The sequence below is a fragment of the Vibrio sp. 1457 genome, assembly GCF_033340195.1.
GTDB lineage: Bacteria > Pseudomonadota > Gammaproteobacteria > Enterobacterales > Vibrionaceae > Vibrio > Vibrio alginolyticus.
Window position 1 is genome coordinate 1 of record NZ_JAWOWA010000023.1, and the last position, 13,021, is coordinate 13,021.

Consider the following 13,021-nt stretch of genomic DNA (forward strand, 5'->3'; position numbering starts at 1 on the left):
ACCCACCTCCGCAGCCATTTATTGGTGTGGTCTACAGAGGATTAAGTCTTTTTAGAGGGGAAAATCCCTAGAACCCCAATGTGGTAAAACTCTCTGGGCAGAAAACCATGACTGCTCCGTTGCCGATCATCGTGGTACAAGATGAACCCTTCAAGGCTGGACAGATCGCTTCGTTTGTGGCCGCAGTGGAGAGAAAGCAACGCTCGGACAAACAAAGCTCAACTATCCTTGGCACGTTCGCTGGCCGACAAATAGAGCAGATAGCTCCCAAAAAGTTAAATAAAGAAGATTCAACGTAAAACGAAGACAGAAGAAATTGATATCAGTTGTTCGGTTAAACCGAACAACTGATGCTTTTAAGGATTGTTAGATGTTGTCGTCAATAGCCCAATACGATGAGCCGCTTGGCATTGCTGGAGATTGTTCAAGATGCTCAATTCCCATATCTTTAGCAACATACTGAGCTACATCATGAGACACGTGACCATCATCCAAGTCCGAAGCTATCATTGCTTGTGAGTAAACAAAAAAGGGAGGATGTTCCTTAAAATCACGTTGCCTCATCCAGGCTTGCACTGAGCGAGAAAAATATCCCCACAATTTGTTTTTATATAAAGCAGCTTGGTCAGCGATAGTTGGATTAGGATCGTTCAATTGAACGGATTTGGCCTTTTCAAACATTTCATAAGTAAACAAAGGTCTCCCGAAATACTCACTAGCAGAAGACAATAGAGTACAGAACTGATGATGTAGAACTCTATCCTCAGCCAAGTTTGGCACGTAATTCAAACCACACTTGTCGCAAATAACAGCATGACCTAAACCATCGTATTCAGGCGGCATCATTTCGACAACTGTATTGGACTGAACGCTCCTCAATTCATTCAAATATTTTTCAGTGACAAAAGTACCTGAATCAGAATCCTTTGGAAGGTGAAAATACTTAACCTCAGGGTCATAGTACCAATAACCTCCGCGTCCATTAGTGTAGCGTTTGCCTGTTATAACCACTGTGTACACAGTCATTGAACCTGCTGTGATGCTGGGGTTTTCCGAGTATGCTTTTCTTCTCCTCTCACAAAGCTCGGCGGATAATTCGTTTGACATAACTCGTACTGAGTCAAAAAGATTAATATCCAATATTTCAACTATATAGGATGTTGCCGCGTCAGGATTCGCATCAACCGGAGCTCGTTTTAAAAAAGGCACAGGAAGATCTAAGTCATAAGCGATAGGTGGTCGCTCAGTTAAAGCTTGATCTGTATTTTCAGAAAGCCCAGCCCCAGCCCAGTGGTTCCAATTTTTATAACCCTGAGCCTTAGCTAGTGCATGAAGGAGTTTGATTGGTTTCAGCGAAACATTAAAATCATCTTTCAATGTTGATGACAGTTTTCTTGCGAGATATTCAGCGTTTGATTTCGAGCCAAACGATATCGTGGTAGTTTTCATATTAAAGCAACTCCAAATTAACGGGGTATCTATGAAAGGTTGCCCTGATTACCTGCCAAGCCCCCAGTTAAATGAATCTGCATTAACACGGTTAGACATTTGCAAAGATAAAATCACCTGTTTCACAGGGCGGTCTAGTCAAAAGACTGGTCAAGGACTTGAGCATATTTCAGCGCGAAATCGTAATGACCCCAGAATGATAGCAAGTACATATCAAATGACACACTGTAGAACTGCCCGTTGAGGGCAATCAGGCAGAGAACTGATACATTCACACACATAAATTTGGTTCCCTCATAGATGAGGGAACCAAAATCCATCTGTTCAAAATCCAACCATCCGGAATTTCCGGATGGTTGGTAATTACGCAATTTGATAGTGGAGCCTATCCAAAGAGAGGTCTGTAAACACCAGCCAATACAGGGATGTTTCCTTCAATAGAACTTAAAAATTCCATAAGCTCATCTCGATCCATTACCTTATGATTGCCTTCACTATCAAAGTAAGCGAATTGCTCCACGGGAGAAAAATAGTGAAAGCCAATGCTGTGCTCCAGTTCCTCATTAAAAAAAGCACCAATGGCATTATCGAGACGGTAGTAAAGTGTATTAAGACGAGGGTTATCATAGACCCCAAAATAATCAAGCTGAGATTGTTTTTTCAGTTCATAAGAATCAGGTTCACGCTTTAATTGCGATAAAATGGATAACTTTGCTCGCTCCGCGATCTCTTCGTGAGTCATCATAAAACGCTTGGCAACAACAAATGAATGGATCACACCTCCATAGTTTTCGATATGGAAGTCGTACTCGTCATCCGGCCTCATATGCTCGATAGCTTTTTCTAGTGTAGACAGCACCTTACTACCACATAAATAAGCTATTTCGCTATCGTTAGCTCTAACTTCATCAATACAAGACGCATCTAAGAACTGAATTGGAGTGCGCTCCTCATGAGAAACAAAGAATTCATCATCCCCATTATCACCTGATAAATACATGAGATCAGATTTGGAGCTAAATGCAGAGCCACACCAGTGATTCCAGTTTTTATACCCGAGACATTTAGCCGTGGCGTGAAGCAGTTTTATTGGTTTGAGCGAGATGCTATGGTCTTGTTTCAAAACTGAGGAAAGGTTATCAGCAAATGAATTTGCAGCCTCTTTAGAGGCAAAAGTTACGTCATTAGATAGGTTTTTCATGTCAACTCCAATAGAGCGAGTTTATAGGATGCCCTGATTACCTAACATCGCTCCGGTTTACACGAAACATATTGGTTTAGATAAAAACACCTTTTTCACAGGGCGGTCTAGTCGAAGGACTGGTCAGAGATTTGAGCATCTTTCAGCGCGAAACCAAATTGACGATTAGATTTTCCTTTTCGTTACTCCATTTTTCCACTCCCAAACTGCCCAAAATGGACCATTACACGAAGTCTCTAACCTTTGCGACGTATTTGCCCAAAATGGGCTGATACAGAGTCATAATCTATGCACCTACCCTATTAGACTGGAAACCTCAAACAGGTCTAATTAAAGAGGGCAATACATTAATGAAACGTTCAGCATTGGCAATTGCTTTGATTGCAGCATTAAGCGGATGTGGTTCCGGTGGAGAAGATGGAGGAAGTAGTTCCAATACAAACACCAACCCAGGAACAAAATCTGGCTCTATTAAAATTGATAACATCTCGATAAAAGAAGGAAATTCAGGTAACAGTGATGCCAAAGTGCGTGTTACTCGTAGCGGTGGTAAAGATGGTGTAATTAAAGGTAAATACCGAACTACCCCTGGAACTGCATTATCAGATCAAGATTACCTGGAAACTGTTGGAGAATTTGAGCTTCAAGATGGCGTTACTCGGGTTGATTTGATCATCCCTATCATTGGTGATGTAAAGGATGAATATGATGAAACATTCTCCGTTCAAATTTTCGATGTTTCTGGTGCCTCCAGCATAGAGAGAGATACTGCTACCGTAACAATCACCAATGATGACTCCTCTCCAGAAATATCATTTACCTCAGAAATCAGAACCACATCAGAAGGAAGTGGTCGCGTTAAAATTCCGCTACAACTAAACACTTCATCAGGAAAAGATGTAAGCGTCAGTTACGAACTCAGTGGATTAGCTATTAACGGCCAAGATTATAGTGTCATCAGTGACAGCACTATTGTTTTCCCGGCTGGAACTACTGAGCAGTTTCTTGAGTTAAATATTGTTCAAGATGACGTTCCCGAAGGCGGTGAAACAATAAAAATTAAACTTACCGAGGCTAACAATGCCACACTCAGCAAACAGTTTGAGACCAGTGTTATTATCCTTGGAGACTTAGTGTTAAACGATACTGGCGTCACCAGATATGTAAATGGGAATGACTTCGATGCCCAAGGCGCACCTAATGATCTTCCTGGGCAAGATGCTGAATTTGGCGCTGATACTGACTCACCAAACTACTTAGATGGTTATGCAGGTTTCTCTTTTACAAAATTAGACGTTTCCGGAAACCACCTTCCTCATACAGCGACGGCATGGTCATGTGTCTTGGATAACCGAACAGGGATCGTCTGGGAAAACAAAGGTGATGCAATTACTGATATTCCATCTTCACTTTCGGAAGCAGAATTCAAAGCCCTAGTAAATGATGCTTGGCGTGCCAGCAGAAACCCAAGCTCAAAGGATTATGTTCCTTACCCTTATTATCACTGGCATCAAAACTGGCAAGCTAAAAACTACCTATACACCTGGTACAGCAAAGATAGAACTAATGACGGTGGCAGTGCTGGTGGCGCTTCACTAGAATTCCAAAACCGTAATGCTCCTGTTCACGATAAGGCACAATGCGCGTTCCCTACGACAGATAACGCTGGCTATGTAAAAGTCACATCATGTAGTACCGATGACTACATTCGTGCGGCCAACGAGCTAGCCGTTTGTGGCTATAAAGATTGGCGATTACCTTCCATTGAAGAGCTACGTTCTATTGCCAATTATGAAAACAGTCAAACACTGCTCGATACCGACTATTTCTATAACTACGAAGGTGGCGCACCGATTTGGTCTGGAACCCCGAGTTCAAATGGTGAAGGTACAGCATGGTGCATGGACTCAAGCAATGGACAAGCTAAGTTGTGTCATAAACAAAGCAACTCGGCGAGCATTCGTTTAGCAAGAGGAGGGAAACAGTGATGAAGTCCAAACTAACCGTTGCGGCAAGCATTCTTTGTCTTGTAGGGATATCAACTCAAACTTACGCACAGACTTGTAAGTCAGATATTATCGCTCCCACCACCAATATAGAGCAATTTACAGTACATAAAGACGGCACAGTTACTGACGCCGCAACAGGCTTGATGTGGACCACTTGCACTATGGGACAAAGATATAGTGCCGATAACTGCATTGGAACTCTAAAATCATTTCCTACTTGGTCTGATGCGTTACTAGCTGTGGACGACGCTAACAGCAGCAATTTACTAGGGTACTCTGACTGGAGACTACCCAACATTAAAGAGCTTGGTTCCATTGTCGAAAGGTCATGCTCAGCTCCTGCGATCAGATTGGAGGTATTCAAAAGCACCCCAAAAGTACTTTATTGGTCAAACACTCCTGACAGCAAGGTTAACCCTCAGTTGAAAGCGCGAGTTATTGATTTCAATGAAGGAACTGAGTTCGCATCGTTAGCACAATCTAATATATATCTGCGGCTAGTTCGTGACCTTAAAGAAACGTCCAACTAATTCCATCGTAAGCCCCGGATTTTATTCTGGGGCGTTCCCATAGTGAAGTACACGCGATGAACAAAACATTACCACCTGATACCCCAGAGCAAGCCCGAATCACCAACTATCAAGGAAACCAACTGATAGTTAGGGCCTATGCTGGCACGGGAAAGACAACAACCCTCATCAAATATGCTCTTGCTAATCCTCGCCTAAGAATGCTGTATATCGCGTACAACCGAGCGATAAGAGATGAAGCTGCGGAAAAGTTTCCCCGAAATGTTACGTGCAAAACCTCTCATCAACTAGCATTCGCATCTGTTGGACGTATGTTTGCGCACAAATTAGTGGGAAACATTCGCCTGACCGATATAGCACAAGCGTTAAACACAAAAAACTGGACTCTTGCAAGAGACTGCCTGGATACGCTAAATGCATTTATGTGCAGCGCAGATGACCAAATTCTGTATGACCATTTCGAAAGAGCAGATACTGGATTACTACTAACAACAAAGCAAGAGAGATACGTAATAGAAGTCGTTCAAAGTGCAGAAGATATTTGGAAGAGGATGTGTGAACCTCAAGATCCTTTCCCTATGGTTCATGATGGATACTTAAAGCTGTACCAATTATCTCACCCCAATTTATCATTGAGATACCAGGTAATCCTCTTTGATGAAGCACAGGACGCTAACCCAGTAACTAGTGACATTGTAATTAGGCAGCGCTCAAGGACTATTCTTGTTGGAGACGTCCACCAGCAAATCTATCGTTTCAGAGGTGCAAATGATGCGATGAATAACCCCCGCTTCTCGAACGCAGATCAACTCTACCTCACACATAGTTTCCGATTTGGGCCTAATGTAGCGATGGTTGCTAATGCCCTTCTCGAACTAAAAGGAGAGACCAAGCCGGTAATTGGGCGCGGAGCTAAAGATCAGGTTCTTATGATGCTACCTCAAAATATCGGGCATCATGCTGTGTTACACCGCACGGTAATGGGAGTTATTCAAACTGCTTTGGGCTACACAGGTGCGGGACATAAAGTTTTCTGGGCTGGTGGTATAGAGTCTTACCAAATCGACTATCTGGAAGATATCTTTTGGTTCTCACGTGAAGAAAGAGAACGTGTCAGAAACAAGCAGATACTTAATGATTATGAGGACTATCAAGAGTTCACCGAGATAGCTCGTGCGACTCAAGACAACGAGATGTTTAGAGCGATGGCAATTATCGAAGCCTACGAAGATCTTCCTGAACATCTTGCGATATTACGCCTTAACACCGTAAAAGACGAATTGGTTGCAAATGTCACTGTGTCTACCAGTCATAGAGCAAAGGGACTGGAGTGGGATTATGTCCAACTATTTGATGACTTCCCTGACGTTTTGGACCCCGAGCTAGAACCTGAGGCACGGGATGATGAGATCAATCTACTTTACGTTGCAAGCACGAGAGCCATGCGAGCACTTGCGCTTAACGCTTCAGTGGAAATGGTGATCAGGTACATCACCCATAAGCGTCAACTTGAAAAGATTCAGCAGGAAGAAGCAACTAACAATCAGTCAGAACACATAAAAACAGCCTAATCGACCAAAAATACAACAATAAAACCTCCCCTAATTGCCCTAAATGGGAGGTTTCAGATGCATTCCTTAATCCTCCCCCCCGTTACCATATGCCTGAATGGGAAAATATGTGTGGTGACATGAACAACAAGACTTTAAAGAAAGCTACTTTAGCGCTGGCATTGATAGCCTCAATGCCAAATATCTCCGTAGCAGAAGACAGTAGGCCCGGCTTTTACGATAGAAAGGCGGAAGGATGGTTTTTCTATGAAGTCGAGCCAGAAGAAAAAGAAGTACCTAAACCTAAGCCAGTAGCAGTGCAACCTCCCCCACCACCTCCTGAGCAAGAACAGATGGCCCAGAGTGAAGGACCTGAATATTTTTCTGCTGCGTGGTTTAGAGAGAACTTACCTAAATACAAAGATGCTTGGTGGGATAACCCAACCATTGAGAACGCTAAAGCTTTTGCTTACATGCAGCGATTCGCAATGGATCGTTCAGAACAAGCGCAAGATGCATATGAACTGGCTATTTTAGGTGATCCTTATCTTGATGAAGTGTCCAGAAGACCTTATGCCACGTTCGCATCTCAGCAAGTAGATAGTAAGGCTGGGAAGGAAAGGCAGACATTACTTGGGACTGTAGCAAGTCGTGTGGGTCTATTTTTCTTCTACCAGCCAAACTGCGAAATGTGCGAAATACAGGCTCCAATAGTCAAAATGCTTGAGCAAGGATATGGATTTACTGTCGTGGCAGTATCTTCTGACGGCACCCCTTTCCCAGGAAACATTTTCCCCGAGTTCAAAGTAGATAACGGCCATGCCGAACAGCTAGGTGTCGTCACCTACCCAGCTTTATTCTTAGCTTCACCAGATGGGATTTTTGCTCCTGTTGGGCAAGGGGTAATGTCACTTCCAGATACAGCCAATCGAATTCTAGTTACTGCTCGCCGAGCAGGTTGGATCAGTGATGACGAATTCAACAAAACAAGAGCACTGGTTAATACCGACAACAACATTGCGGAAATTCTTACCGATAAAACAGGTGAGGCTTCCTTAGAAGAAATCATGACGGATGATAAAGGGAACTATATCCCGCCGGAACAATTGATGGACTTCATCCGCGAAAAAATTAAGGAGAAATAAGATGTTCAGAAAGAACAAGCTGCGGAAGAAAGCTCTCGCTATTTGCGTAGCATCCGTTCTGTGGACAGTACCGAGTATATCTACAGCTAACGGCTTAAAGTCTGAAATGGACGCCCTTTTCAATGAAATGAGCAATGTCACTCAACCAGGTGTATTTGAAACACAGCGTCGAGGGGTTCTGGCTGGTGGTCGATACACCACGAAAACACGCATATTTAATGAAAACCTAGTGTCATTCACACCTCCATCATGGAAAGCTGGTTGTGGTGGTGTTGACCTATTTGGGGGCTCATTGAGCTTTGTTAACGCAGAACAAATCGTCACTTTGCTGCGTTCGGTAGCTGCAAATGCAAAGGGATACGCATTCCAATTAGCATTGGATAACGTCTTTCCTGATGGTGCAAAATGGATAGAAAACTTCCAAAAGAAAATACAACAATTAAACCAATATTTGGGTAATTCTTGTCAACTTGCACAAGGTATCGTAAATGACGCTACCTCTTCATTCGATGTTAAACACAAAACTGACGCTTCCATTACAGCTACCACAACGGGTCTGTTTGACGATGTATTCTCATCTAAGCAAGAGCAAGGCGGTTCTACACCACTCGAACAATTGAAATCAAACAACCCAGATGAGTACAAGAAAATGATTGGTAATATCATCTGGAAGCAATTGAAGAAAAATAATGCAAACGCATGGTTCACATACGGAGACAACACATTACTAGAAGCCATAATGTCTGTGACGGGAACAGTAATAATCGGTGATATTGTTAATGATTCACACGCAAGTATTACGGAAAAAACGACACCAATCACCACTTTACCTGGCAATAAAATCCAAATTTCAGATCTAATCACTGGTAGTAACGTTGAAATATACTCATGTGGTTCAGATACTGAAAATTGCCTAAGCGCTGGGGCAACTGGTGGCGGTGTTAAAACCGTCAACATCACAGGCATAAAGAGCCAAATTGAAGATATGCTTATTGGTTCAAGTACATCTACAGGTATTATTTTCAAGTTTGCTAGTAATGCTGGAACACTATCAACTAGCGAGCAAAACTTTTTAGCTAGCTTACCTGTTGGTATAGGTGCAATCATCCGAAATCTTTCTGTTCTATCTAAAGACTCTGCAATGTTATTTGCCTCAGAGTCGTCTGGAGCGATTTCTCTAGCAATGATGTATTCATTTACTAATGAGCTTTTCAGAGCTGCATTTATTGCTATATCAAACAGTGATAGTCCTTATAAACAGCAAGCGTTGGAAGTATTACGTGAATCTCAAGCCAACATGAGAGCCGAATACTCAATTCTTACAGCTCAATATGGAGATCTCTCTTCTCAAATCGAAAAGTACAACAACCTCCTAAATAACGTTCGAAAGCAAAAATATATGTTATCGACGCTAACTAAAGCACCAAGAACAAAGGAGTAAAACTTCATGCCTGAATTTACTATTTACTCCATTGGCGACTCAGCATTTCTTGAGCAGATATTAATTGCTGTAGCCATGATCACGGGGACCAATGACTTCACCAAGATGGTCAGTGTTGGGTTGCTTATTGGTGTAGTGATGATAACCGTTCAATCTGTTTTCCAAGGGGCAAAACAGATCAATATTCAGCAAATTTTTATGGGGTGGCTACTATACGCCTGCTTCTTCGTACCGACTTCATTAGTCAAGATTGAAGATGCTTACACCGGGCAAGTTCGTCCTGTGGCAAACGTGCCGATTGGTATAGGCTTTGCCGGAGGTGTTATATCGAATGTTGGCTACACCCTAACAAAATTATTTGAGACTGGTTACGGCATTATCGTACCCAATGTTACTGAAACTCACTTTTCTGAAACACTCAAGCTACTGAATGATGTAAGACGCGGTGTGTACGATAGCGCTATTTTTACAGCCCTAAACCAAGAGCAAGGTGGTGGCTATGTTGATGTTCGTCGCTCAGTTTCTAATTACATTAGAGAATGTACGCTAACAAAAGTAGATCTCAACCTGATGAGCTTAGATGAGCTTCTAACACTCCCTTTAGATCAAGCCTTACAATTCAATTCTTCACTATACGGAACGCGTGTATATCTAAACGCGTCGAATCCCGATGGTGGTGATTTTACTTGTAGTGAGGCATGGTCTACAGCTGAGGGGGTTGGCATTGTTGGGGCATTAAATAACCTAAGTGGGTCCAATGTAAATAACGCTTTAAACAATCTACTTGGTGTAGATCCTACCTATACAGGTGTAAATGCTCTAACAAAGATAGCTGACTCATTACAAGCAGTAGGAGCAATTTCCACCTCAGCAGTAGAATATACAAAAGTCGCTCTACTAGAGCCTTTGTATTATGAAGCAGCTGCCGGACGATACCAGGACCTTCAAGACTATGGTTCTGCATTGATGATTAACCAAGCGATTCAACAGCGAAACACTCAATGGGCAGCAGAGCAATCTATGTTCATGTCAGTCGTCAGACCGATGTTAACGTTCTTTGAAGGTTTTGTTTACGCGATAACTCCTATAATGGGCTTTATCATCGTTATGGGTTCAATGGGAATGACGTTGGCAGGAAAATACTTCCAAACGGTTCTCTGGATACAGCTATGGATGCCAGTTCTATCTATAACAAACCTATTCATTCATACAGCAGCGACTAATGAAATGGCAAGCCTGTCTACACCAGGCTTAAACTCAATGTATGCATTATCCTCAACAGGAGACATTCTACAGAACTGGATCGCTACGGGGGGAATGTTAGCAGCAGCCACTCCTATTATTTCACTATTCATAGTGACAGGATCAACATACGCATTTACCAGTCTAGCTAACAGGGTTAACGGTTCTGATCATGTCAATGAGAAAATTCAGTCGCCTGACGCTTTGAATCAAGGCCCAGTAATGAACAGTCAACCTGCATATAACCACAACCAATTTAGTGGGACGATGGCAACAGGAGCGGAAAGCATGATCAGTTCATTTTCTCTTGGCTCATCTATTGGAAGCGGGGTTAGCTCAGCAAGGGCAGTACAAAGCCAGAAGTCAGAAGCATTCTCAGACACCCTTGGCCGAGGTTTTTCTCATGGCGTATCACAAGACCAAGCATACTCCCGTCTTTCTAGCATTGGCCGAACAATCGGTTCACAAAACACTCAACAAAGCCAGTTGGTTAATCAACAAGCTAAAAGCTTCATGGATAAGTTTCAAGTTGATGATCAACATGCCGATGCTGTAAAAGGCGCGTTCGCAATGCAGGCTACAGGCTCTTTAGATGTAAAAGAAGCTGCGGCAATGGTAATGCCACTGATGGGCACCGCTCGTGCAGCAGTAAAAAATGCAGTTAAAGGTCCCTCCAAAGGAACTGGTTTGGCAACTATACCTTCTCAAGAGGATGGAGCCAAAGGCGGTGGTGGTGATATTGTAGGTCTAACTGCTCAAGCCCAGGGAAAAACGGAATCGTCTGCAACAGATACGTCAACATGGTCTGCCAGTGATGTATCGCAATTCATGAAAAATGTTTCATGGGGGAAGACTGATTCTCAGGCACTTACCAATCAATTAGCTCATGGCATTAATAGACAAGGTGGCGAATCCTTTAAACAGTCATGGGGTGATAATTTATCTCAAAATCTATCTAAGTCTGCACAAGAGCTTGTTTCTGCCACTAATGCATATACAACAATGGATCAATTGCAAAACTCTATGGGCTCGATGACAAATAGCGACTTTAAAACATTGGGTGGCGAAGTCGCTCGCTCGCCAGAAGCAATGGATTACCTCAACCAACATTATCAAAATGCACCGGACTCAGTTCGAAAAGAAGCGGCAAATCTCGAACAAAGATATCGTGGTTATGGCATGGACCCAGGTGTAGCTAAAGCGGCAGCTAGACTGACAGCTATGACAAATACCAACAACTATCAGCCAGGGCAACAAGTTGGAGGCTTCCAAGCTGCTGTTAGTGCAATCAACTTAGCTACCGGGAGAAATAGCGGATTTGAAAGCGACCCTCTACAGTACAGCGGCCTCACTCCTCCGACTGTGCCAGAGAATTTAGGGCAGACAGTTGGCAGCAACGTTGGAAGCGGTCCTGTTTTACCTTCCAATTTTAGGGAGAACACAATCAGTACGTCTGGCACAGCTCCGGTAACAGAAACGCCACCAACACCTCCTGTTACTCCGGTAACTGGCGAACATGATGCAAACCTCCAACAATTAGGCAATCTTGCAAATCAGACTAACCGAGCTGTTTCTAGCCCAGAAGAGCAAAAAGCAAGAAATAATATGCTCAATGCTTTGCCGGATATGTCATGGAGCGCTTCCACTTGGGGGGCAGTAGACAATACTGGAGACTGGTTGGCTCGAAGAGCTGAGCAAGTTGGTGGTGCAGCAGTAGCTGGTGGACAGGCGACAGCGAGCGATTTTTCAAATGCAATGGATCAGTTGCGAACCATGACACCAGAACAAAGGGACCAGTTTATCGAAGCGACTCAACGTGGTGACGACTATATATCCGAAGAGTACGGCTTTGGCGGAGAAATGGCAGTTGCAGCGGCAAAATTAGGTCGTAATGTTATTGGCGCAGCAGCTAGCGGTTACAACGCAGCCAAAGAGTGGTTAACGGGAGAGTCGGATCTCTCAGAAGCAGCTAAAGGAATGAGCTTAGAACAACGAGGGGCATTCTACGCAGCAGCGGCAGCGTCGGCAGCGGAAGCTGGCTGTAGTGCAGCAGCTAATTTCATGGAACAATATGGAGATGAATTCAAGCAAACTATGGCTGAGCTCGGGACATCGAGATACGGTTTAACAAACGAACAAGCGGCTGTTTATGCTGAATCTTTTGATACTAACCAAGATAGAATGAGTCAAGCTGTTAACAACTTAAAAATGCAGTATGCTGAAACTGATGCTAATGGTTCAGTAATGATGAATGAAGATGGCAGCCCTGTTTTATCTCAACAAAACCAAGAGTTTACAGACCAACTTGTGAATGTTTTACAAAATGCAGGTGACGCTGGAGATAGATCAGGAAGTTATCTTACTGCCGTTCGTGGCTACAACATTGCAAATCAGCAATTCGATTAATTCTTCCCTTTCACCCGAATCCAAAAGGAGCACCAAGTGCTCCTTTTT

At 43.2% G+C, this 13,021-nt stretch carries 9 protein-coding genes; 7 read left to right on the forward strand and 2 right to left on the reverse strand.

Annotated elements, in window-relative coordinates; translation table 11 throughout:
- The first annotated feature begins 107 nt into the window (after positions 1-107).
- Positions 108-299, forward strand: a complete 192-nt coding sequence (locus R7Z41_RS19145) for a hypothetical protein (RefSeq protein WP_318136403.1) — start codon at positions 108-110, stop codon at positions 297-299.
- Between the two features lie 67 nt (positions 300-366).
- Here the strand turns inward: R7Z41_RS19145 and R7Z41_RS19150 are convergent, their stop codons facing one another.
- Positions 367-1,449, reverse strand: a complete 1,083-nt coding sequence (locus tag R7Z41_RS19150; RefSeq protein WP_032073039.1) for a hypothetical protein — start codon at positions 1,447-1,449, stop codon at positions 367-369.
- A 385-nt stretch (positions 1,450-1,834) separates the two neighbouring features.
- Positions 1,835-2,650, reverse strand: a complete 816-nt coding sequence (locus R7Z41_RS19155; RefSeq protein ID WP_032073040.1) for a hypothetical protein — start codon at positions 2,648-2,650, stop codon at positions 1,835-1,837.
- Positions 2,651-3,000: 350 nt separating this feature from the next.
- On the opposite strand from R7Z41_RS19155, the gene R7Z41_RS19160 reads away from it, so the two are divergent.
- The 6 genes from R7Z41_RS19160 (at position 3,001) to R7Z41_RS19185 (ending at position 12,973) form a co-directional block, all read left to right on the forward strand.
- Positions 3,001-4,638: a DUF1566 domain-containing protein gene (locus R7Z41_RS19160; RefSeq protein ID WP_046224259.1), complete on the forward strand. Its 1,638-nt coding sequence runs from the start codon at positions 3,001-3,003 to the stop codon at positions 4,636-4,638.
- Positions 4,638-5,189 (forward strand): DUF1566 domain-containing protein, encoded by a 552-nt coding sequence (locus R7Z41_RS19165; RefSeq protein WP_014386830.1) that lies wholly within the window; start codon positions 4,638-4,640, stop codon positions 5,187-5,189. Before R7Z41_RS19160 ends, R7Z41_RS19165 begins: the two co-directional genes overlap by 1 nt.
- 56 nt (positions 5,190-5,245) lie before the next feature.
- Complete coding sequence (locus R7Z41_RS19170) at positions 5,246-6,760, forward strand: UvrD-helicase domain-containing protein (RefSeq protein ID WP_014386831.1); 1,515 nt, start codon at positions 5,246-5,248, stop codon at positions 6,758-6,760.
- A 173-nt stretch (positions 6,761-6,933) separates the two neighbouring features.
- On the forward strand, positions 6,934-7,884 hold the full coding sequence (gene traF / locus R7Z41_RS19175) for a conjugal transfer protein TraF (protein WP_318141605.1): 951 nt from the start codon (positions 6,934-6,936) through the stop codon (positions 7,882-7,884).
- A 1-nt stretch (position 7,885) separates the two neighbouring features.
- A complete protein-coding gene (locus R7Z41_RS19180; protein WP_014386833.1) occupies positions 7,886-9,325 on the forward strand; it encodes a conjugal transfer protein TraH in 1,440 nt (479 codons plus the stop codon).
- 6 nt (positions 9,326-9,331) lie between these two features.
- Positions 9,332-12,973, forward strand: coding sequence for a conjugal transfer protein TraG N-terminal domain-containing protein (locus tag R7Z41_RS19185; RefSeq protein WP_181726417.1), 3,642 nt, complete (start codon positions 9,332-9,334; stop codon positions 12,971-12,973).
- Positions 12,974-13,021: the final 48 nt, after the last annotated feature.